We start from the raw sequence: 20,539 nt of genomic DNA on the forward strand, positions 1-20,539 counted from the left end.
TCGTTGGGCGGTATCCGGAGTGCGGCACGCCCCGGCCGCGGGTCAGATGGTGGGCGTGCGAACCTCCATGCGACACCACCGCGGCCGCTGGCGCCTGTACGTCACCGGCACCCTGACCGGCCTCCTCCTGTCCCTGCCGGCGCCTTCCGCCGTGCCCGCGCCGGGCAAGCCCGTACCCGTCCGCGGCAGCGCCCACATGGGGATGGGCGTGCTCGCCCACGACGGCTCCGCGGCCCCGGCGGACACCGTCCCGCCCGCCGGCCGGGTGACCCAGACCGAGGGCGTGGACGTCTCCAGCCACCAGCTCGACGTCGCCTGGACGACGCTGTGGGACAGCGGGACCAGGTGGGCCTACACCAAGGGGACGGAAGGCACCTACTACAAGAACCCCTATTTCACCCAGCAGTACAACGGCTCCTACGGCGTCGGCATGATCCGCGGCGCCTACCACTTCGCCACCCCGGACACCACGGGCGGTGCCACCCAGGCCGACTACTTCGTCGACCACGGCGGCGGCTGGTCCAAGGACGGCAGGACGCTCCCGGGCGCCCTCGACATCGAGTGGAACCCCTACGGCGACGACTGCTACGGCAAGACCAGGAGCGCCATGGTCACCTGGATCCGTGACTTCCTCACCCGCTACAAGTCCCGCACCGGCCGCGACGCCGTCATCTACACCGCCACCAGCTGGTGGACCCAGTGCACCGGCAACTACGGGGGCTTCGCCGCGACCAACCCGCTGTGGATCGCCCGGTACGCCTCGTCGGTGGGGACGCTGCCCGCGGGCTGGTCGTTCCACACCATGTGGCAGTACACCGCGACGGGTCCGACGGTCGGCGACCACGACCGGTTCAACGGAGCCGCCGACAAGCTGCGCAACCTCGCCACGGGCTGACGCCTCCGCCGCGCGAGGGGCCGGGCCGCCGGTGCCCGCCGGGACCGCGCCGCCGGTCTCTCCCCCCGTGACGGGACGGCGGAAGGCCCGCCCCCTGCGGCATCCGGTGCGCGGAGCCGTCCAGTCGACGCCCGCCCGGCACGCGGTGCTGTTGCCGTTGCCGAGGTGCCGCCGCCTCCGCCGGCACCCTCCTGGTCCCGGACCCCGGTGCCGCCGTGGTGTTCGGCCGCAGGGCGGCCGTGCGGCGGCCGTGCGGCGGCCGTCCGGCGCCCGGACGGGCCCGGGCGGGCCCGGGCGGGGCCGGAGCCGGGTCAGGGGGCCGGGACGGCCAGCTGGTCGGCCAGCCGGTGGGCCTGGGCGAGCAGCGCGCCGTAGGTGGCGACCTCGTCGGGGTCGTCCGTCATCGAACGCACCAGGTCCACGCGCAGCCCGCGCAGCGTCCCGCGCAACTGCGCCACGGCCTCGCGCAGCCCGTCGTCGCTCGCGTGCCCGAACCGGTTGTGGCCGTACAGCCGCAGCGCGTGGGCGGTCTGGCGCAGGAACTGCGCGTACCGGCGCGCGGGTTGCGGCCGCGGCCGGGAGGCCGGCCGGTCCTTCGAGGCGGCTTCCAGCACCGTGCGGGTCACGCCCGCGGTGTGGACGGCCGCATAGTCCAGCACCACGACGGCGTCCTCGTACCCCTTGCCGGGCAGCGGCGCGGACCCGGTGCGGCTGCGCAGGTTGACCCGCAGGCTCTCCCGGCTCCGGTCGATCGCGGCGTGGCCCTGCTCCACGAGGCGGTGCAGCCGCAGGGCGCGCTCGTGCCAGGAACCGGCCTCCTCGGCGTCCCAGCGCCCGTCGGCCAGACCGTCGGCCACCGCCCGCAGGATGTCGTGCGCCTCCTCGGTCGCGTCCCGCAGCACGGCCCGGGTGTCGTGCAGGTACACCGGTGGACGGATCAGCGCGTTCACGGCGATGCCGACTACGGCACCGAAGAGCGTCTCGGCGAGCCGGGCGGCCGAAGTGGCGACGGAGACCGACCCGTTGGTCAGCACGAACAGAGCGCCGGTGGCCGCGTAGATGCCCTGGCTGCCCAGCCGCCGCCAGTGCCCCAGCAGCAGGACGACGGGCAGCACCACCGCCATCGCGGCCATGGTGTCGCGCAGCAGCAGCCCCACCCCGGTGGCCATGACCGTGCCGGCCGCGATCGCCCCCAGCTGCTGCAGGCCGTGTGCGATCGACCGGTACACGGTCGACTCCACCAGGACCACCGCCACCCAGGGCGCGACGAACGCCACGGGTGCGTGCAGCCACCAGCCCGACACCGCCCAGGCCAGCCAGGCTGCCAGGGCCGCCTTCAGGATCTGGACGGCCAGATCCCGTTCCCGGCCCGGACCCGCGCACGCTCGGCGCACGTTCGTCCACGCGGCTGACAGATCACGCCCTACCGCCTTCCGGTTCCTCGCCGTCGCAAACACAACGGACCGGGTGCCACCCAGGCCGCCGTCCATGCCTCGGCGAGGCGGACCGGCGCCCGCTCACTCGGGGCGCGCGCACCCCCGGTAGCGGGCGATGGCCCGCCCCAGCTCGGTCTGCTCCGCCTCGGTGAGCGCGGCCCCCTGGGCGTAGGCGAGGATGTGCTCGGCCACGGTGCGCAGCTTGGTGTTCGTGCGCTGGGAGACGTCGCGCAGCGTCCGCCAGGCTTCCTCCGGGGGGATCTGCCCGAGGACGACGACGGCACCGATGGCCTGGTCGATCAGCGCGTGCGAGGTCACCGCGCGCTGCAGGTGGAGGTTCTCGTCGCTGAGGCGGTTGTACTCCTTGACCAGGTCGGTCGTGGACAGCAGGGCCAGTGGCCGATGCCGGGAGAGCGCGAAGAAGGCCATGGAGCACCTTTTCGGGTGGGGGTGTCATTCCCCGCCTGCCCTCCGTGAGCGGTTGCACACGGGAGGAACCGGGAAGAGCGATCACCGGGCAGGCCCGGTCACCGTGGTGCCGGCCCTCCCCGGTGTGTCGTCCCGGCTGCTCCTCGGGCGCGCCGCGCGGCTCAGTCGTCCTCCGTCTGCTGGGTCCAGGTCCACGCGTACTGCATCCAGTCCGCCACCGTCACCGCGCCGAGGCCGCCGCAGACCAGGCGGGTCAGCCGCGGAGAGGCGGCGTAGGAGCACACCAGGGACGCCGCCGTCCAGGCCGAGGTGCAGAACGGGCAGGCCAGCAGGTCACCCACCGAGCGCTGCAGGCCGGTGCCCCGCGGCTCGTCCATGACCTCGTTCCCCTTGCCCGCACCCGCGCGGCGGGTGAACGGGGCCCGGATGAAGCTCGTGATCTTGTCCCGGGTGAGCAGCCGGGACGTCTTGTAGGTGGCGATCCCCAGCAGCACGACGTCCCACGGCGGGACCTCCTGCGGCAGCCGGACCCCCCGGCGCCGGGCCAGGAGGGCGTAGGCGCCGATGCCCGCGGCGAACACGGAAGCGAGTGTGGCGTAACCCCGCAGGGGCACCTCGCCCTGGTCGTCGTACTCTCCGGCGTCCGTCGTCATGAAACCTCCCTGTGCACGCCCTGTCCGATGACGGGCGCCGCACCGGGTTCCCCGCGGCCGGGGGGCCACACGCGGCCCGGCCGTCCCGACGTGGCCGAAGCCACACATGACGTGGCTCCCCGGCCGTCCCGGACGGACCGGACCGCGGGCTACCGTTGTGCCGAGCCCCTTCCCCCACGCGACACGGACGGTCCGGCAGTGCCCACAGACCTGTCTCCCCTCATCTCCGCGACGGCCCGCTGGCTGACGGGCGCCTATCCGGCCTGCGGCGGCGCCTTCGCCGCCGCCCTGTGCGAGGTGCAGGCCCGGCAGGCCGTGACGGTCGCGGCCTGGCTGCGGTATCCGACCGAGATCGACGCGGCCCTCGTCACCATGGCCGGCCCCGGGGGCACGGACCGCCTCGACTGGATCACCGGCGCGGACGCGGCCGGCGGCGTGCCGGCGGACGCCTGGGCGTGGCGGACCTGGGTGGACGAGGTCGTGGCCAGCTGGGCCGCGGCCCTGCTGACGGATTCCGGGCTGGCCGCACTGGCCGTCGACGCCCTCGCCGAGGGGGAGCACGCGCCGGGTCCGCCGACCGCGTTCCGGCGGCTGCTGGCCCCCGACGACGGCGACCGGCGCGCCGCGGCGCTCCTGCGCCACCCCGACCTCCTCGCACCCGTGGCCGGTCTCCACCACGACCAGCTCCTGGCCCGCCTGCGGCCGGGCCGCACCCTCGCCGCCTGACGCGCCCTCCACGTCGAAACCCTCGAAGACCTTCTTCCGGCTTCCGCTCACGTGTGCCGGATCTTCCCGGTGCCTCTTCCCGGCCGCCCCCACTGCCGGCCCGCGAACTGTGGTGGCCGAGCCCATACCGCCGTCCGGTGGGCTTCCTACCATCCGAAGCATGCAGACCAGAGCCGCACGTCTGATCCCCGTCCTCGTGGCCCTCGTGGCCGCCGTGGCCACCGCGCTGGGCACACCCGGCAGGGCCACCGCCGCTCCCTCCCTCACCGAAGTCACCGGGTTCGGCACCAACCCGGGCGCACTGCGCATGTTCCGGTACGACCCGGCGGACCTGCCCTCCGGCGCGCCCGTCGTCGTCGCCCTGCACGGCTGCACCCAGAACGCCGGCTACGCCGCCGACAGCGGCTGGACCGCGCTCGCCGACCGCTGGCACTTCTCCGTCGTCGTCCCGCAGCAGACCTCGTCCAACAACCTCAGCGGCTGCTTCGACTGGTTCCAGTCCGGGGACATCCGGCGCGGCGACGGCGAGGCCGCCTCCATCGCCCAGATGGTGGACCGCCAGCTCGCCGACGTCCACGGCGACCCCGCCCGCGTCTACGTCACCGGACTGTCCGCCGGCGGCGGCATGACGGCGGTGATGGCGGCGACGTACCCGGAGAAGTTCCGGGCGGCCGGGATCGTCGCCGGCCTGCCCTACGACTGCTCGGACGCGGCCGGCGGCCCGTACCCGTGCATGTACGGCTGGGCGCGGCAGACCCCCGCCCAGTGGGGCGACCGCGTCCGCGGGGCCCGCCCCGGCTACACCGGTCCCTGGCCCGCCCTGACCGTCTTCCAGGGATCGGCGGACACCACGGTGAACCCCGCGAACATGACCGACCTCGTCCGGCAGTGGACGAACGTGCAGGGCGCCGACCAGAGCGCGGACGTCTCCGACACCGTGGCCGGCCACCCGCACCGGGTCTACCGCGACCCGGCCGGCAGGAGCGTGGTGGAGACCTACGCCGTCACGGGCATGGGCCACGGACAGCCCGTGGACCCGGCGACCGGCTGCGGGAGGGCCGCGCCGTACGTCCTCGACGTCCACCTCTGCGCCGCCTACCGCCTCGGCCTCGGCTGGGGCCTGGACCAGCCGCTCGGCTGACCCGCGGCCCCGGCCCGCTCACGCGCCGCGACGGCCCCGGCGGTCGCGGCGCGTGCGGCGCGCCTCCGCCAGGAGCGGGAGCAGGGACAGCACGACGATCCCGGCGACCAGCGGCAGCAGGTAGCCCTCGACGTGGGCGACCGACGAGCCCAGGGTGTAGCCGGCCAGCACCATGCTCTGCGACCACAGCAGACCGCCCACGCTCTGCCACACGGTGAACGTCCGCAGGGGCACGCCGAGCGCACCGGCCGCCGGGTGCAGCACGGTCCGCACCATCGGCACGAAACGGCCGATGACCAGCGCCTTCCCGTAACCGTAACGGGCCAGGAGCCGCTCCGCCCGGGCTGTACCCTCGCGCACCCGCCGGCGGGAGGTGCGGGCCAGCAGCGCCCGTCCGCCGTGGCGTCCGAACAGGTACCCCACCTGACCGCCCGCCACCGCGCCGACGGCCGCGCACAGCAGCACCTGCCACAACGCCAGCCGCGGTGCCTGCCCGCCCTCGCCCGCGCACAGCACACCGGCCGGGAGCAGCAGGGCGTCACCCGGCAGGAAGAAGCCGACCACGAGCAGGCCCGACTCCGCGAAGACCACCGCCAGGACCCCCAGCGCCCCGAAGGCGGCCAGCAGCGAGGGGCCGTCCGTCGGATTGACGGCGGTCACCGTCCTCGCCCCCCGGTCCCGCTCATCGGCCGCATCCGTCAAGTGTCCCGTGGTCGCGGCCCGGCCGCCCGGGCCCGGGGACACGTGTACCCGGCCGGGCGCACGGCGACGGCCCCGTCCGGCGCGGTCCCGCCCGCCCCCCGCCCGCCCCCCCTCCCGCGCCCGGGCCGACGGCGTCCCGCCGCGACCCCTTTGCCGGGTGCGGACCCGGAGCCGGACACCGCCGGCCCGCGGACACGCGGCGGCCGTGGGCGGGGAGGGCCCCGCGCCGGGGACCCGTACGGCCCGGACCGGCGATCCGCCGTGCCGCCGGCGCCCGCACCGCCGCCGCGCGGTCCTCAGGTGAGCCGCGCCAGCCACTCCAGTGCCGCCTCCGCGTCGCGCAGGACCGACAGGTGCCCCTCGGCCGGGCGGAGCCACAGTTCCGCGTGCGGACAGCGGTCCGCCAGCCAGCGGCCGTGCGCACTGGGCACCACCCTGTCCGCTCCGCCGTGCAGCACGAGGACCGGGGCGCGGACCGACGCGGGGTCGCAGCCCCCGTCGTGGACGTAGGCCAGGTCGTCGTCGATCAGCCCGCCCGGCCCGGCGGCCAGGGCCGGCCGGACGACCTCCTCGAACCACGACCAGTCACCGGCGAGGGCCGCGTGGTCCGCCGCGGTGAACATGCCGGGGTCGTGGACCGCCTCCGCCTCGAACCGCTCCTTGGCCTCCCGGCCCGCCGCGGCCGCCGTCAGCGAGGCCCGGCAGGACGCGGCCATGCCGGCGAACCAGTCCAGGCCCGGCGCGCCGAACGGGGCCGGACCCGACACGGCGACCGCTGCCAGCACCCGCCCGGGCAGCAGCGCGGCGCAGGCGAGGGCGTGCGCGGCACCGCCCGAGTGGCCCATGACGGCGAAGCGGTCGATCCCCAGCACATCGGCGACCCGGCCGACGTCGGCGGCGGCCGAGGCGACCCGGCGCCCGCCCGACGGGGTCGAGCCGCCGTACCCGGGGCGGTCGTAGGACACCCAGCGGATCCCCAGCCGGTCCGAGGCGGCGAAGAGCGGTCCCGGCGGCGCGCCCACGTTGGGCGTGCCGTGCTGCCAGAAGACGGTGGGGCCGTCGGTGCCGGCGCCCGCACCGGTGCCGTACACGTGCAGCCTGCGGCCGTCGGCCGCCTCCAGGTCGGACTCGGTCACCTGGGAACTCGCCATGGAGCCGCTCCTTCCGCGGGGGTCGCGGTACAGACCCCGTCCTCGCGCGGGACTCATCGCCCGGCCGGCGTCAGAACGCGCGCTGTGCCCGGGGCCGGACGAGCTGGGCGGTCAGCAGGTGCGCGTCGAGCAGGGCGACGTCGGCGGTGCGGCCGGCCCGGGCGTAACCGGCGAACATGCGCTTGGTGAGGGCGAGCGCCTCCGGTGAGCGACGCAGGAGCGGACGGACCCAGGCGTCCACGGCCGCGTCCAGTTCCGCCGGGGGTGCGACCTTGTGCAGCACACCGAGCCGGTGGGCGGTGGCCGCGTCGAAGGGCTCGCAGGTGAGCATGAGCTCCCGCATCCTGGCTGCACCGGCCTCGGCGATCAGGCGGCCCATCGCGCCGCCCCAGGCGGGCGGCAGGCCGATCGCCGTCTCCGGCATGCGGAACCGGCAGTCGTCGGCCCCCACGCGCAGGTCGCAGAACGCGGCGAGCGCCAGGCCGGCCCCGATGACCTTGCCGTGGAGCCGGGCGATGGTGACGGCGTGCGTGTTCTCCAGGGCGTCGCACAGACGGTGCGCCTTGTCCGCGATGCGGAGCAGGAGGGCGCCCGTCGGGTCCTCGGCCAGCGCCGCCTGGTATTCGGTGCGGTCGGCGCCGAGGCAGAAGTCCTCGCCGTCGGACGAGAGCACCAGCACCCGCACGTCGGGCTGTTCGCGCAGGCCGTCGAGCAGGGCGACGAGGTCGTCGAGGACCGCGACGGTCAGCGTGTCGTCCTGGCCCGCCGGACTGAGCCGGATCCGCAGGACCGGTCCCTCCCGGTCGGCGCGCAGCGCCTGGTGGGGGAAGGCGGGGAAGGTGTCGAGCATGTCGGTCATGAGAGGGCGACGTCCAGGTTGAGCAGGCGCCTGAAGGCCACGCGCGGTGCCCAGGACGGCCTGCGTACGAGGGTCAGGCGCGGGAAGCGCCCGACCAGTTGGTGGAGGAGGATCTGGGCCTCCATGCGGGCCAGCGGCGCGCCGAGGCAGTAGTGGATGCCTCCGCTGAAGGCGAGGTGGGCCGGCTTGCGGTGCAGGTTGAACAGCTCGGCGTCCTCGTGCCTGGCCGGGTCGCGGTTGGCCGCGCCAACCATGAGGTGGACCATCTCGTCCCTGCGGACCTCCACGCCCCCCACGACGCGGTCGCGGGAGGCGACGCGGCTGATCACGTGCGTGGGCGCGTCGTAGCGCAACGATTCCTCGACGGCGGCGGGCACCAGGTCGGGGCGCAGGGCGAGGCAGTCCCACTGCCGGCGGTGCTCCAGCATCAGGAGCGTCGTCGTCGACAGCAGGGTGGACGTGGTCTCCAGCGCGGCCAGCAGCACGAACAGCGCCAGGAAGTAGACCGCCCGGTCCGCCTTGTCGCGGTCGCTCTCCAGGGTGTCCCACACCGCGATCCAGCGCGACACGGGGTCGTGGCCCGGGCGGGCCCGCCGCTCGCGCACCAGATCCGTGAAGTAGGCGCGCAGTTCCGCGGTCGCCGCGTCGGACAGGGCCAGCTGACTGGCGGACGGCAGGAGTTCCTGGGTGAAGACCTGGTCGTGGGTCAGCTCCCGCAGCCGCGGGAAGTCGGCGGCCGGCAGCCCGAGCCAATGCCCGATGGTGGCGACGGGCAGTTCCTCACTCACCAAGGCGTTGAAGTCGGCCTCGCCGTCGTGCAGCCGCTCGGCGAGGGAGTCGAGGAGCCGGCCGGTGATCCGGCCCACGGTGCCCCGCAGCGCGTCCAGCGAGGCCCGGTCGAACATGCCGGCCGAGCGGCGCACCAGGGTGTGGTCCGGCGGGTTGAGCGCGGGCAGCGTCCGGCTCATCTCCCGCGAGGAGGGAGCCGTCCAGCGTGTGCCGCTGCCCTGCCGCTCCCGCCAGGCGGCGTCCGGTTCCAGCCAGTCACGACTGCGCAGTATCTGGTCGCACAGGTCGAAGCCGGTCACGAGGTGACCACCCCAGGGGGCTGCGACGACTCCACCCCTGGCCCGCAGCTCTGCGTAGATCGGAAAGGGATTGGCCTGCCCTTTCGCCGTCCGCAATCGGGAGAAGAGCGAGACGGCGAAGCGTCTGTCGGCAGGCGGGGTTATCGCAGTCTCCACGGAGGGGGCTCCTTCTTGTCTCACGTATCAGCCGCCATGCATACCCAACCAATGGCTGACACATACAAGATGACTATGTGAGCCGTGAGTTGCCTAGGTCACTCCCCCCTGGTCCATGCCAGGAACCGGCTGAACAGACCCGGCTTGGCCTTGGGGGCGGACGACGACGCCGACGCCGACTGCGGCGCCGGGTTCGCGGCGCGGTGCTGCGCGGCGCCGCGCGCCTCCTGCGAGTGCGCGGACGCGGGCGTCACCGTGCGCGGGGTGAACCGGACCGGCAGCGCCACGAGGGAACGGCTCCAGGGAGCCGGGACCCAGGTCAGGTCCTTGAACGGCACCCGGACCTCGATGTCCGGCAGCCGGTTCAGGAGCGACTCGACGGCGGTCACGGCGATCACGAACGCCGGGTCCTTGGCGGGACAGGCGTGCGGACCGGCCCCGAAGGCCAGGTGCGCCTTGGCGCTGAGCTGCTCGCGGTGCTCGGCCAGGCGCGGATCGGTGTTGGCCGCCGCGAAGGAGATCACCACCGGGTCGTTGGCCCGGACCACGCGGCCGCCCAGCTCCACGTCGTGCGTGGGGTAGTGGGCCGCGTAGTTGGCGATCGGCGCGTAGTTCCACAGCACCTGGGAGACCGCGTCCTCGACCGGCAGGCCGGCCTGCCACTCGTCGCCCAGCATCAGCGCACCGGCGGTGCCGATGGTGGCCGACAGCGGCGTGGTGCCCCCGGACAGCAGGGTCACCAACTGGTGCAGCACCTCCTCGTCCGAGAGCTGGGCGGAGTGCTCCATCAGGCGGGTCGTCAGGTCCTGCCCGGGCCGGCGCCGCTTGAGGGCGATCAGCTCGGTGAGCGCCTCGCCGAGCACCCGGTCCGCACCGGCGGTGCCGTCGAAGATGCCGCTGATCCCGACGATGACCCGGTCACCGATCTCCGGCGGGCAGCCGAACAGGTCGCTGAAGACGAGCAGCGGCAGCGGCTGCGCGTACTCGGCCATCAGCTCGGCCTGGCCCAGCCGCTCGGAGCTGAACTGGCTGATCAGGTAGTCGGCGGACTGCTGGGTCTGGCGCACCAGCTGCAGCTCGTTGACGGTGGCCAGACTGTCGGTGACGGCCTGGCGCAGCCGGGCGTGCGCCGCCCCGTCGCTGAACAGCGCGTTGGGCCGGTAGCCCATCATGGGCAGGGCCGGGCTGTCCTCGGGGACGCGTCCCTCGTTCAGCGCGTTCCAGCGCCGCGAGTCCCTGACGAACGAAGCGGGGTTCTGCAGGATGTAGAGGGCGGCGTCGTAACTGGTGACCAGCTCGACCTCCACCCCCGGGGCGATGTCGACGGGCGCGCTCGGCCCGAGCGTGCGCAGGTACGTGTAGTGCCCGTCGGGGTCGGAGCCGAACTGGGGCCCGTAGAGCTGGACGTTGCCGTGGGCGGGGCAGCCCGGGGGAGGCCCTGATATGCCGGGACGCTGCTGCATGCGGGGTGGCTCCTAGTCGATAAGGGTCAGTAGATGGCGGACGAGGGTGATCAGCGCCTGCGCTGCCGACTGCTGGTCCCGTACGTCGCAGGTGATGACCGGCGTCCGGTCGGGCAGGTTCAGCGCCTCGCGGATCTCCGCGAGGGGGTAATCGGTCGTGCCCTCGAAGTGGTTGACGCCGATGGCGTAGGTCAGGCCGAAGCGTTCGACCAGGTCGAGGACCGGGAAGGACTCCGACAGCCGCTCGGGGTCGACGAGGACGAGAGCACCCAGCGCCCCCCGGGACAGCTCCTCCCACATCTCCTTGAAGCGCTCCTGACCCGGCGTGCCGAAGAGGTACAGCACCACCTCGTCGCTGATGGTCAGGCGGCCGAAGTCCATGGCGACCGTGGTGGTGGTCTTGTCCGGGGTCCCCGACAGGTCGTCGAACCCGACGCTGGCCTCGGTGATCTCCTCTTCGGTGCGCAGCGGCTCGATCTCGGAGATGCTTCCGATGCACGTGGTCTTCCCGACCCCGAAGTGCCCCACCACGAGGATCTTCACCGCGGTGAGGACCCCTGAATCCAGGTACACGAATCACGCTCCGAATCGGGCTTTGAGGCCGTCGAGTACGGCGTTGAGCACTTCTCGGTCGATACGCTCGGCGCGGGGAACGGGCTTCCTCGCGATGATCAGACCGCTCTCCTCCATCTCCACCAGGAGAATCCGCACGATGCCCAGCGGCAGACGGGTGTGGGCGGCCACTTCGGCCACGGAGAGAAAGCCCTCCGTGACCAGCTCCAGAACCTGGCGCGCCTCCGGAGAAAGCGTGCGAGCCGAAGCGGAGGCACCCTCGCGCGCGGACACCAGGGTCGTGCGCTCGTAGGCATTCTCCGGGGGCAGCGCCCGCCCGTTCGTGATCACGAACAGCGGAACTAATGCGGAGGTCAGCTCCAGCTCCTCGTCCGGCTCGTCATTCACGTGCGGCTCGCCTCCCCGCGTGGTGCCAGATATGCGCTCAATCGCGGTACCACCTCATGCAGACGGGTCGTGAACTCCCCGATATCGGCATGGTGTTCGGCGGCCGCAGCCAGGAAGGCGCCGCGGCCGGCCGAAATCAGGAAGATCCAGCCGTGCTGGAACTCGATGACCGTCTGCCTCCAGTGCGCCTCCTGGCTCACGCCGGCGAACTGGGAGGTGGCCCGGCTGTAGGCGTGGATTCCCGTCATGGCCGCCGAGATGGTGTCCGCCAGGTCCTGGCTCATCCCGGTGGTCGCGCCCCGGGGCAGGCCGTCGGAGCCCAGCAGGACGGCGTGCCGGGCACCCTCCACCTTGCCGATCACCTCGTCCAGGTCGGCGATCGGGATGCCCGTGCCGCCGGCGGCCGGCTGCGACCGGTGCCGGCCCGAGCGCCCGTCGGAGCCGTCCGCGTTCACCCTGGGCGGCGAGGTGAGGTTGTTGCCCAGCCGGGCGACGAGCCGGTGCATGCGGAAGGAGATCTGCTGCATGTCGACGTCGGGCGCCGCCGCCGCGGCCAGGTACGCGCCCTGGCCGGCGCCGATCAGGAAGATCCAGCCGTGGGAGAACTCGATGATGGTCTGATTCCACTGCCTGTCCTCCCCGGGCCCGGCGAAGTGGGAGGTCGCCCGGCTGAGCGACTGCATGCCCGCCATGGCGGCGGAGATGGTCCGCACGTCCTTCTGGGCCATGCCGTCGGTCGAGCCGCGAGGAAGGCCGTCCGCGGACAGCAGGACGGCGTGCCGTGCCTTCGGCACGTTCTGCACGATGTCCTCGAGCATCCACGACAGGTCTGCGGTCATTCCTCATCGACCCCTTCGGACGGTGCCGGGGCGAGGCTGCGACCCGAGAGCGTGCCGCGCTGGAAGGCTCCCAAGCCCCGGGCCGCGGCCCGGCCGGCCTCCTCGGGCGCCGGCGCCGGCGGCATCGCGACGTCCTGCCGGTCGGGCACGCTGGCGATGGGCACCTGACGGGCGCCGCGCCGCGGCAGGCCGTGCGCGGTGCGCGTCACGGCCTCCGGCCGGCCGACCGCACCGCGGATGCCGCTGACCTGAGAGTCCTCGGACGGCGTGATTTCCTCCTCGGTCCACAGCTCTTCCGGCAGCAGGACGACCGCCCGCACGCCGCCGTAACGGGAGACGCCGGTGACGTCCACACGGAACCCGTACTGCTGCGCGAGCAGCCCGATGACGGGGAAACCGAACTTCGGCTGATTTCCCAGGTGCGACAGCCGGGGACGGAAGTCGCCGGAGAGCAGCGCGGACGCCTTCTGCCGGTCCTCGTCGTTCATGCCGACGCCGGCGTCATCGATGATGATGCACAGATTCTTCTGGATCCGCTGGAAAGTGACCTCGATCGGGGAGCCTTGCTGGGAAAAGCTGGCAGCGTTGTCAAGAAGTTCCGCAACGGCGAGCGAGACCGGGGAAACGGCCGACGCTTTCAGTGCGAAACCGGTCTGCTGCATGATTTCGACGCGGCGGAAGTTACGAATCTGCCCCTGTGCGCTGCGCACCACGTCGTAAACACTTGCAGGCCTATTGCGGCGACCCAGCGGCGCACCACACATGACCGCGATGCCCTGCGCCTTGCGTGCCATCTGCGCATTGGCGTGGCTGACTTCCAGGAGATCGCCCAGAACGGAATGGCCACCGTACTTCCGCTGGATGTCCTCAAGAAGTGCCAGCTGTTCCGCGGCCAGGCTCTGCAGGAAGCGCGCGGAGCCCTTGAGCACGGCCTTGGTGCTCTCCTCGGCCGCCTCTTCGGCTTCTTGGATCGTCTGGGAGTGCTCGGCCCTGTGCTGCTGCAACTCAGCGTTCAAAGCGGCCAATTGGCTGTCGGCCGCGCTCAGCTTCTGCGTGAGGGCAGCCTCGGCCTGGCGCTTCTTCGCCGCTATGGCCTTGTTGCGACGATGGAGCACCAGGGCCGCGGCGAGGGCGACCACCGCCACCGCAACGAGGCACCAAACGAGTGCGTCTCGAGTCATGGATACCTTTCCTATGTGTAGCCCGCAACCTTCGGGCGGGTGGGCCTCGCGGGAATCCGGGGCACAACCACGGGGACGACTCGGCCGCCGGACTGTTGAGAACGGGGCCGATCTCAAAACGGCGACTGAGCCGAGTGGACCAAGGTCGCAGACGCGGGGATGCTATCACTGACATAGCGGCACCTTCGCAACGCGGAGTCGTCCTGCCGCTCCGCTGCCCGAGCGGGTTGCTCCTGGCGTGTGGCTGTACAGGTTCTCGAGTGTCATCCGGTATCGGACGTGCGTCCGCCCGGCTATTGAATACGCGTCGGTCGTCATTTTCGCGGCATCACGTCGGACTCATTGTCCTTTGTCGGACTTACGGAGGCGGTTCAGCCGCCCCAGACGGACCACGACGCGGTCCCGTGCGCGGACACCAGCACGGCCAGGAGCACCAGATCGGCGATGCCCAGTCCCAGGCCGAGCAGGGCGCGGAACCGGCGCGGGGTGTCGCGCCGCAGCGCGATCACGGCCAGGACGATCGCGATGGGGCCGAGCACGAGGTTGAGGACGAGCAGTCCGACGAGGCCGAGCACGAAGGAGGCCACGGCCGTGCCCTCGGTGTCCCGGCGGCCGGTGTAACGGGAGGGGGGAGCGGTCAGTCGCACGGCTCAGACCCTCCTCTCCCGGCTCCGGCGCCGTCGCTCGCGCCCCGTGAAGACCGCGAGCCAGACGGCGATGAACAGGCCGAGCACGACGGTGACGGGCCAGGGGAGGTAGGCGGCCGTACCCACGACGAGGCCCAGCAGGAGCAGGGCGACGACCAGGAAGAGCACGGTCACCACCCCCGGCCGGGGCCGGCGGTCACGGACGGCGGCTTCTGCCACTTCATCAACGCGTTCATGACATCGCGGGTTACCCGCCCCGGGGGACCTCACGCGGGCCGCTTTCCCGTCGGCGGACGGAGGGCGCGTTCCCCTCCTCTTCTTCACCTTCTTCACCTTCTTCACCGTCCGGGCCCGGCGTCCGGCGCCGTCCTGGGGAAGCGGGGCCCGCCGGCCGTGCCGGCCCGTCCTACCGTGACCGGCCCGGTCGCCGGGCACCACGACCGGCCTCAGCGTGGGCCGGAAGGGCCCGGTGGCCGGTCGGTGACGCCCTGGACGGCCCGGCTCAGCGCCAGCACGCCCGTGACGATCATGACGGCACCGCACACCTCGGGCAGCAGCCACCAGCCCGTACGGACGCGCTCGCCGAACAGGGTCATGCCCAGCAGCCAAGCGGGCCGGCGCACGAGTTCCGACAGGAGCCGCACCCCGCCGCGGCGACTGGCGGAGGCCGCCTTGCGCTGGAACGCGGTGCCGACGGCGTTGCTCGCCGCTCCCGCGACGGCGAAGGCCGCGGCCAGTTCGATCACGCTCGTCTCCCGCCTGCGGGCGCGCCTCCCGGAGGAACCCCGGGTCGTTCCAGCCTGCGAAAGCCCCGCCGCGACGCCGCCGGGCGGACTGCCCGCGGGGCGGGGCGGGGCGGCGGCCCGGCCGGGCGCGGCGTCGCGGCCCGGGCGGGCAGGCCCCGGTGGGTCGGCCGGGTGCGTCGGGCCGGTGCCGGCCGGAGGACCGGCGGGCGGGGGCGTCGGCGCACCCGGTGACCGCGGCACCGAGGCTGGAGGCACGGGGACGGGGTACCCGCGCCGTGACGTCGGCGGGACGCAACGGCAAGGAGGACACATGGCGCCCGAAGTGCGCGACATCATGACCCGCAACCCGGTGGCGGTGGCACCGCAGACCCCGGTGCCCGAGGTCGCCGCCCGGATGCGGGACGAGGACATCGGCGCGGTCCTGGTCTGCTCCGGCGGCCGGCTGCGCGGCCTGGTCACCGACCGGGACCTGGCGGTGCGGATCCTCGCCGACGGCGGAGACGTCTCCGCCCGCACCGTGGCCGAGGCGTGCAGCAGCGAGCTGATCACCGTGGCCCCGGACGACGACGTCGACCGCGCGGTGCAGCTCATGCGGGCCAAGGCGCTGCGCCGGCTGCCGGTGGTGGACGACGGGGAGGTGGTGGGCATCGTCGCCCTGGGCGACCTGGTCCTGGAGAGCGACCCGGACTCCACCCTCGGCCGCATCAGCGCCGCGGGGCCCACCCGCTGACGCCGGCCCCGGCGACGGCCGCCACCCGGAAAACCGCGTGACCGCGACCGCGCGCGCCAGGACAATGGGCAGTCCGGCGGCGGCCCCGTGAACAGGATGTCCGTACCGTGCCGGTGACGCGAAAGGCGGTCCCCGGTGACCGGTGCGCACGTCCTGCTGTCCGGCATCGTCGGATCCACCGCGTACGGCCTCGCCCGCGCGGGCTCCGACGTCGACCGGCTCGGCGTCTTCGCGGTTCCCACCCCGGAGCTGCACGGCCTGCACCGGCCGGGGGAGTCGTACGTGACCACCGGCCCGGACCGCACCCTGCACGAGGCCGCCAAGTGGTGCCGCCTCGCCCTGGGCGGCAACCCCACCGCCACGGAGCTGGTCTGGCTCCCGGACGAGCTGTACGAGGTGCGGACGCCGCTCGGCGACGAACTCATCGGCATCCGCGGCTCCCTGCTCTGCGCGCAACGCGTCCGGGACGCCTACCTCGGCTACGCCACCCAGCAATTCCGGCGCCTGCGGGCCCGGGGCGGCCGGTCCGCCCCGGCGGACCGGCCGCGACCGCACCGCCAAGCACGCCCGGCACCTCAAGCGCCTGTGCCGGCGGGGACTGGAGCTGTACACCACCGGCCGGCTGGCGCTCCGCGTCGACGACCCGCAGGATTACCATGACTTCGGTGAGCGCGTGGCCGCCGACCCGTCCGCCGCGCTGCCCGTGCTGAGGCAGTACGAACACGCCTTCGCCGAGGCCTCCACCGTGCTGCCGGAACAACTCGACGAGGCACCCGCCGAAGCATGCTGCGCCGCGTCCGCGCCCACCTCCACCCCATCGCCGCCTGAACCGACCGGTGCCCGGCCCGGGGTCACCGCCCGCCCCGTCACCCGGCGGGCCGTGCCCGGAGGGTTCACCCCAACGAGTCGTTTGCGCGGCCGGACACGCCTGCGGGCGCATGCCCGCGCCACAGGCGGTGAGACATCGGGCATGGACGAACCGACACCGGGCGGCGCGCTCCCGGCCCCCCGCCCGCCGGCCGTGTCCGACGTGGTGTTCACGGCGGACTTCGCCTCCGTCCGCCAGTGGGTCGCGGGCCGCTCGTGGGCGTATCCGGACGGCGGCCCGGTGAATCCGGGCGACGACAAACTGGACCACCTGGTGCCCGACGCGGACCACAGCCGCACGGGCGTCCTCCGGGCCACGCGCCGGCCGGACGGCCGGTGGGACACGGGCCTGCTGACCACCGAGGGCAGCGAGGAGGGCTTCACGGTCCGCTCGGGGGACGTGCTGGAGACCCGGGTGCGGCTGCCCCGGGAGACCGGGGCCTGGCCGGCCGTCTGGACCTGGCGGGACGGCGACCAGGAGGTCGACGTCTTCGAGTACCACCCGGACAACCCCGACCTGCTGGAGTTCGCCAACCACGTGCACGGCGGCGGCCATCACTTCCGCGACCCCGCCGTCCGTCCGGGCGCCTGGGTGGACCTGCGCACCGAGTTCGGCGCCCGTTCCGTCGCCTGGTGGGTGAACGGCGCGCGCGTCTTCGCGGACCGGCACGGCGTCGGTCCGGCATGGCACGCCTTCCTCATCGTCAACCTCTCGGTCTGCGCGGGGCGTCACCACCCGCGGCCCGACCCCGGGGCGCGGGAGATGTCCTACGAGGTGAGCCGGCTGGTCGTCCGGCGTCCGCCGGCCGGCGGGACGGTGCCGGCCGCCGCGGCCGGGGAAGGGGGTGACGAACGACCGGCGTGAGCGGCGAAGGGCGACCCCGTGACCCGCGAAGGGTGCTGCGGGGCGGCCCGCCGGGCGGTGCCTCAGCGGCGCGGCCGGTCCCGGTACCGCACGCGCGCCAGCTCGCGCACCTCCCCGACCGTGCCCCACTCGTTCCCGCCCAGCCGCGACAGGGGACGCAGCAGCCCTATGTCCGGCCGGCCGTCCACCAGGACGTCCGGCCGGACCGCGACGTGCACGACCCGCCCGAACACCACCGTCGAGCCGCCCAGCCGCAGCGTCGAGTGCAGCGTGCATTCCAGCGCGACCGGGGACGCGGCCACCCGCGGCGGCCCCACCCGCAGCGAGGGCTCGCGTTCGACGCCCACCGCGTCGAACTCGCCCTCGTCCGGCGGGAAGTCGGTCGCGGTCGCGTTGATCTGCGTGAACAGCGGCTCGGGAGCGAAGTTGACGACGAACTCCCCGGTGTCCTCGGCGTTGCGCAGCGAGTCCTTCCGGCCCACGGAGGTGAACTGGACGATGGGCGGGTCGGTGCAGGCGACGGTGAAGAACGAGTGCGGAGCCAGGTTCGCCGTCTCACCGTCCGCGGTGAGCGTCGAGACCCAGGCGATCGGCCGGGGGACGACCACGGAGGTCAGCAGACGGTAGAACGATCCCGGATCCATGGCGTCCGGTGAGTAGTCGACACGCATGCCCCCACGCTAAGCCACGCCGCCCCGGCCGCCGTCCCGGCCCGGCACGGTGACCGCCGTCCCGGCCCGGCACGGTCGGCGGGACCCGCTCCCCGGCGCCTACAGGGCACGGGCGACCAGCAGCGCCACGTCGTCGTGGTCGTCGGGGTGGCGCAGGCCGTGCAGCAGGAGGTCGCAGGTCTCCTCCAGCGGCCGGCCGGGCTCGTCCAGATACCCGAGGAGGGCGTGCAGCCGGTCGTCGATGGCGTGGTGCCGGGTCTCCACGAGACCGTCGGTGTACAGCACCAGCAGGTCGCCGGAGTGCAGCTGGACCGTGGTGGCCTCGAACCCGACGCCGCCGACCCCGAGCGGCGCCCCCGTGGGCAGGTCCAGCAGGGTGGGCGCCCGGCCGTGCCGCGCGAGGGCCGGCGGCAGGTGTCCGGCGTTGGCGAGGGTGCACCGCCCGGTGCGCGGGTCGTACACCGCGTACACGCAGGTGACGATGTAGTGCTCCAGGTCGCAAGTGATCTTGTCCAGGTGCTGGAGCACCGAGCCGGGGGCCAGGTCGAGGTCCGCGTAGGCACAGGTCGCGGTGCGTAGCCGGCCCATGGTGGCGGCCGCGTCGATGCCGTTGCCCATGACGTCGCCCACCACCAGGGCGGTCTTGTCGTCGGCGAGCGGGATCACGTCGTACCAGTCGCCGCCGACCTCGCTGGTGGCCTGCGCCGGCTGGTAGCGGAACGCCAGCTCCAGGCCCGTGTGGTGGGCCGGGCGGTCGGGCAGCAGACTGCGCTGGAGGGTGAGCGCGGTGTTGCGCACGCTCTGGAACCAGCGGGCGTTGTCGATGGCCACGGCGGCGCGGCCGGCCAGTTCACCGGCCAGGACCACGTCGTCCTCGTCGAAGGGCAGCGGGTTGCGGAAACGCTTGAGGTCGAGCGCGCCGAGCACCTCGCCGTGGGCGATCAGCGGCACGGCCAGGTAGGAGTGCACGCCGGCCTGGGCCAGCAGCGCGCCGGCCTCGGCGTCCCGGGCGATGCGCGGCAGGTCCTGCGGGCCGACGTGACGGACGAGCACCGGCCGCCCGGTGTGCACGCACAGGGTGACCAGGCGGTCCCCCCCGTAGGCGGCGACGGCGCCCGGCGCGTCGGCGGCGCGCAGCGCCACGGTGGGGCGGGCGGCCTTGAGCGCCAGCGCGCGGAACAGCTCCGGGCCGTTCTCCGGCCGGCGCATCCGGCGGCAGGCCAGCGCCGAGTCCAGGACGTCCACGACCACCAGGTCCGCGAGCATGGGAGTGGCGATGTCGGCCAGTTCACGGGCGGTCTGCTCCACCTCCAGCGAGGTGCCGACCCGGGTGGAGGCCTCGGCGATCAGGGCCAGGCGCCGCCGTGCCCGGTCGGCCTCGCTGGCCGCGCGGTGCCGTTCGGTGACGTCGACGACGGAGGCCGCCGCCCCGAGGATCCGTCCGCCGGGGTCCTCCAGCCGGTAGAACGACAGCGACCACGCGTGGTCGCTGTCGGGATCGCCGGGCGGACGGCCCACGCAGTACTGGTCCAGCAGGGGCGTCCCGGTGGCCATGACCTGGCGCAGACAGGACTCGACGGTCCCGACGTCGAAGAAGGACAGCGTCTCGCTCAGATGGCGGCCGATGTGCTCCTCGGCCGGTATGCCGTCGATCCGCTCCAGCGCCGGGTTGACCAGGAGGTACCGCAGCTCGGGGTCCATGAGGGCCAGCCCGATCGGGGACTGGCTGATCAGCCGCTCGCACAGTGCCAGGTCGGTCTCGACGCGCTGGAGCAGGTTGTGGTCGGCCGCGATGCCCAGCGCGTAGACGTCACCGAGGTCGTCCAGCAGCCGCATCGTACGGAACTCCGTCAGCCGGCTGGTGCCGTCCTTGTGCCGGACGGGGAAGGCGCCGGCCCGGCTCCGGCTGGTCTCCAGCACCTCCGAGAACAGGGTGATGACGGTCTGCAGGTGCTCGGGGCGGACCAGCAGGCGCGCCGCGTACCGCCCCAGCGCGTCGTCGGCGTTGTAGCCGAACAGTTCCTCGGCCTGCGGGGTCCAGAAGACGATGCGCCCCTCGGTGTCCAGCGCCACCGCGGCCACGCTGAGCAGGTCCAGCAGCCCGGTCGGCCGCGGCTGCCCGGGGCCGTGCTCCTCGTCGGCCGGGAAGGGATCCACTGCCATTCCAGGTCCACCTCCACCGGCTGATCGGCCGCCCGGGCCCGGCCCGCGCCGCGGCGCCGCCGACCGGCACTACCCATGCTGCCCCCGGCCCCCGTCCGGCGCCCGACGAGGGCCGGGCCCCCGGACCCCGCCCGGCGCCGCCCCGGGCCCGCCCGCCGGACGGGCGGAACC

General features: G+C 73.7%; 23 protein-coding genes. 6 read left to right on the top strand and 17 right to left on the bottom strand.

What is annotated here, in order from left to right:
• Positions 1 to 67 precede the first annotated feature (67 nt).
• Positions 68 to 895, top strand: a complete 828-nt coding sequence (locus tag QQY24_RS28995; protein WP_301976385.1) for a lysozyme — start codon at positions 68 to 70, stop codon at positions 893 to 895.
• 311 nt (positions 896 to 1,206) lie between these two features.
• On the opposite strand, the gene QQY24_RS29000 is transcribed toward QQY24_RS28995, so the two are convergent.
• The 3 genes from QQY24_RS29000 to QQY24_RS29010 form a co-directional block, all read right to left on the bottom strand.
• On the bottom strand, positions 1,207 to 2,289 hold the full coding sequence (locus QQY24_RS29000) for an aromatic acid exporter family protein (protein WP_301975666.1): 1,083 nt from the start codon (positions 2,287 to 2,289) through the stop codon (positions 1,207 to 1,209).
• A gap of 123 nt (positions 2,290 to 2,412) precedes the next feature.
• Positions 2,413 to 2,760: an ANTAR domain-containing protein gene (locus tag QQY24_RS29005; RefSeq protein ID WP_301975667.1), complete on the bottom strand. Its 348-nt coding sequence runs from the start codon at positions 2,758 to 2,760 to the stop codon at positions 2,413 to 2,415.
• Between the two features lie 161 nt (positions 2,761 to 2,921).
• Entirely contained in the window at positions 2,922 to 3,413 is a 492-nt protein-coding gene (locus tag QQY24_RS29010; RefSeq protein WP_301975668.1) for a DUF1360 domain-containing protein, read from the bottom strand.
• A 198-nt stretch (positions 3,414 to 3,611) separates the two neighbouring features.
• Between QQY24_RS29010 and QQY24_RS29015 the strand changes: the two genes are divergently transcribed.
• The gene (locus QQY24_RS29015; protein WP_301975669.1) at positions 3,612 to 4,139 is read left to right on the top strand and encodes a hypothetical protein; all 528 of its coding nucleotides are present in this window, start codon (positions 3,612 to 3,614) and stop codon (positions 4,137 to 4,139) included.
• Between the two features lie 160 nt (positions 4,140 to 4,299).
• Positions 4,300 to 5,280 (top strand): PHB depolymerase family esterase, encoded by a 981-nt coding sequence (locus QQY24_RS29020; protein WP_301975670.1) that lies wholly within the window; start codon positions 4,300 to 4,302, stop codon positions 5,278 to 5,280.
• Between the two features lie 18 nt (positions 5,281 to 5,298).
• Here the strand turns inward: QQY24_RS29020 and QQY24_RS29025 are convergent, their stop codons facing one another.
• The 12 genes from QQY24_RS29025 to QQY24_RS29080 all read right to left on the bottom strand — a co-directional run bounded on the left by QQY24_RS29025 (position 5,299) and on the right by QQY24_RS29080 (position 15,072).
• Positions 5,299 to 5,940, bottom strand: a complete 642-nt coding sequence (locus tag QQY24_RS29025; protein WP_301975671.1) for a DedA family protein — start codon at positions 5,938 to 5,940, stop codon at positions 5,299 to 5,301.
• A 338-nt stretch (positions 5,941 to 6,278) separates the two neighbouring features.
• Positions 6,279 to 7,133: an alpha/beta fold hydrolase gene (locus QQY24_RS29030; RefSeq protein ID WP_301975672.1), complete on the bottom strand. Its 855-nt coding sequence runs from the start codon at positions 7,131 to 7,133 to the stop codon at positions 6,279 to 6,281.
• 70 nt (positions 7,134 to 7,203) lie between these two features.
• A complete protein-coding gene (locus tag QQY24_RS29035; RefSeq protein WP_301975673.1) occupies positions 7,204 to 7,992 on the bottom strand; it encodes an enoyl-CoA hydratase/isomerase family protein in 789 nt (262 codons plus the stop codon).
• Complete coding sequence (locus QQY24_RS29040; RefSeq protein WP_301975674.1) at positions 7,989 to 9,236, bottom strand: cytochrome P450; 1,248 nt, start codon at positions 9,234 to 9,236, stop codon at positions 7,989 to 7,991. The genes QQY24_RS29035 and QQY24_RS29040 overlap by 4 nt, the downstream gene beginning before the upstream one ends.
• Positions 9,237 to 9,334: 98 nt before the next feature.
• A complete protein-coding gene (locus tag QQY24_RS29045; RefSeq protein ID WP_301975675.1) occupies positions 9,335 to 10,699 on the bottom strand; it encodes a cytochrome P450 in 1,365 nt (454 codons plus the stop codon).
• 12 nt (positions 10,700 to 10,711) lie between these two features.
• A complete protein-coding gene (locus QQY24_RS29050; RefSeq protein WP_301975676.1) occupies positions 10,712 to 11,272 on the bottom strand; it encodes an ATP/GTP-binding protein in 561 nt (186 codons plus the stop codon).
• Positions 11,273 to 11,275: 3 nt separating this feature from the next.
• Positions 11,276 to 11,659 carry a DUF742 domain-containing protein gene (locus QQY24_RS29055; protein ID WP_301975677.1) on the bottom strand — a complete coding sequence of 128 codons (384 nt, stop codon included), beginning with the start codon at positions 11,657 to 11,659 and terminating at the stop codon, positions 11,276 to 11,278.
• On the bottom strand, positions 11,656 to 12,498 hold the full coding sequence (locus QQY24_RS29060; RefSeq protein WP_301975678.1) for a roadblock/LC7 domain-containing protein: 843 nt from the start codon (positions 12,496 to 12,498) through the stop codon (positions 11,656 to 11,658). Before QQY24_RS29060 ends, QQY24_RS29055 begins: the two co-directional genes overlap by 4 nt.
• A complete protein-coding gene (locus tag QQY24_RS29065; protein ID WP_301975679.1) occupies positions 12,495 to 13,679 on the bottom strand; it encodes an ATP-binding protein in 1,185 nt (394 codons plus the stop codon). The genes QQY24_RS29060 and QQY24_RS29065 overlap by 4 nt, the downstream gene beginning before the upstream one ends.
• Positions 13,680 to 14,050: 371 nt before the next feature.
• Positions 14,051 to 14,326, bottom strand: coding sequence for a DUF4190 domain-containing protein (locus QQY24_RS29070; protein ID WP_301975680.1), 276 nt, complete (start codon positions 14,324 to 14,326; stop codon positions 14,051 to 14,053).
• A 3-nt stretch (positions 14,327 to 14,329) separates the two neighbouring features.
• A complete protein-coding gene (locus tag QQY24_RS29075; RefSeq protein ID WP_301976431.1) occupies positions 14,330 to 14,545 on the bottom strand; it encodes a hypothetical protein in 216 nt (71 codons plus the stop codon).
• Between the two features lie 227 nt (positions 14,546 to 14,772).
• Complete coding sequence (locus QQY24_RS29080) at positions 14,773 to 15,072, bottom strand: hypothetical protein (protein WP_301975681.1); 300 nt, start codon at positions 15,070 to 15,072, stop codon at positions 14,773 to 14,775.
• Between the two features lie 310 nt (positions 15,073 to 15,382).
• On the opposite strand from QQY24_RS29080, the gene QQY24_RS29085 reads away from it, so the two are divergent.
• The 3 genes from QQY24_RS29085 (at position 15,383) to QQY24_RS29095 (ending at position 17,534) form a co-directional block, all read left to right on the top strand.
• Complete coding sequence (locus QQY24_RS29085; RefSeq protein ID WP_301975682.1) at positions 15,383 to 15,802, top strand: CBS domain-containing protein; 420 nt, start codon at positions 15,383 to 15,385, stop codon at positions 15,800 to 15,802.
• 135 nt (positions 15,803 to 15,937) lie between these two features.
• Positions 15,938 to 16,462 carry a nucleotidyltransferase domain-containing protein gene (locus QQY24_RS29090; protein ID WP_301975683.1) on the top strand — a complete coding sequence of 175 codons (525 nt, stop codon included), beginning with the start codon at positions 15,938 to 15,940 and terminating at the stop codon, positions 16,460 to 16,462.
• Between the two features lie 310 nt (positions 16,463 to 16,772).
• Complete coding sequence (locus QQY24_RS29095) at positions 16,773 to 17,534, top strand: family 16 glycosylhydrolase (protein ID WP_301975684.1); 762 nt, start codon at positions 16,773 to 16,775, stop codon at positions 17,532 to 17,534.
• A gap of 62 nt (positions 17,535 to 17,596) precedes the next feature.
• On the opposite strand, the gene QQY24_RS29100 is transcribed toward QQY24_RS29095, so the two are convergent.
• Together QQY24_RS29100 and QQY24_RS29105 are read right to left on the bottom strand one after the other, a co-directional pair.
• Positions 17,597 to 18,205 (bottom strand): flavin reductase family protein, encoded by a 609-nt coding sequence (locus QQY24_RS29100; RefSeq protein WP_301975685.1) that lies wholly within the window; start codon positions 18,203 to 18,205, stop codon positions 17,597 to 17,599.
• 99 nt (positions 18,206 to 18,304) lie between these two features.
• Positions 18,305 to 20,368: a SpoIIE family protein phosphatase gene (locus QQY24_RS29105; protein ID WP_301975686.1), complete on the bottom strand. Its 2,064-nt coding sequence runs from the start codon at positions 20,366 to 20,368 to the stop codon at positions 18,305 to 18,307.
• Positions 20,369 to 20,539 lie beyond the last annotated feature (171 nt).

Source organism: Streptomyces sp. TG1A-8 (assembly GCF_030499535.1).
Classification (GTDB): Bacteria; Actinomycetota; Actinomycetes; order Streptomycetales; family Streptomycetaceae; genus Streptomyces.

Bases quoted from the DNA above. Each gene is read 5' to 3' on its own strand.
- QQY24_RS28995 (WP_301976385.1), top strand. From the start codon at position 68: ATGCGACACCACCGCGGCCGCTGGCGCCTGTACGTCACCGGCACCCTG.
- QQY24_RS29005 (WP_301975667.1), bottom strand. From the start codon at position 2,760: ATGGCCTTCTTCGCGCTCTCCCGGCATCGGCCACTGGCCCTGCTGTCC.
- QQY24_RS29010 (WP_301975668.1), bottom strand. From the start codon at position 3,413: ATGACGACGGACGCCGGAGAGTACGACGACCAGGGCGAGGTGCCCCTG.
- QQY24_RS29020 (WP_301975670.1), top strand. From the start codon at position 4,300: ATGCAGACCAGAGCCGCACGTCTGATCCCCGTCCTCGTGGCCCTCGTG.
- QQY24_RS29030 (WP_301975672.1), bottom strand. From the start codon at position 7,133: ATGGCGAGTTCCCAGGTGACCGAGTCCGACCTGGAGGCGGCCGACGGC.
- QQY24_RS29035 (WP_301975673.1), bottom strand. From the start codon at position 7,992: ATGACCGACATGCTCGACACCTTCCCCGCCTTCCCCCACCAGGCGCTG.
- QQY24_RS29045 (WP_301975675.1), bottom strand. From the start codon at position 10,699: ATGCAGCAGCGTCCCGGCATATCAGGGCCTCCCCCGGGCTGCCCCGCC.
- QQY24_RS29060 (WP_301975678.1), bottom strand. From the start codon at position 12,498: ATGACCGCAGACCTGTCGTGGATGCTCGAGGACATCGTGCAGAACGTG.
- QQY24_RS29065 (WP_301975679.1), bottom strand. From the start codon at position 13,679: ATGACTCGAGACGCACTCGTTTGGTGCCTCGTTGCGGTGGCGGTGGTC.
- QQY24_RS29085 (WP_301975682.1), top strand. From the start codon at position 15,383: ATGGCGCCCGAAGTGCGCGACATCATGACCCGCAACCCGGTGGCGGTG.
- QQY24_RS29095 (WP_301975684.1), top strand. From the start codon at position 16,773: ATGGACGAACCGACACCGGGCGGCGCGCTCCCGGCCCCCCGCCCGCCG.
- QQY24_RS29100 (WP_301975685.1), bottom strand. From the start codon at position 18,205: ATGCGTGTCGACTACTCACCGGACGCCATGGATCCGGGATCGTTCTAC.
- QQY24_RS29105 (WP_301975686.1), bottom strand. From the start codon at position 20,368: ATGGCAGTGGATCCCTTCCCGGCCGACGAGGAGCACGGCCCCGGGCAG.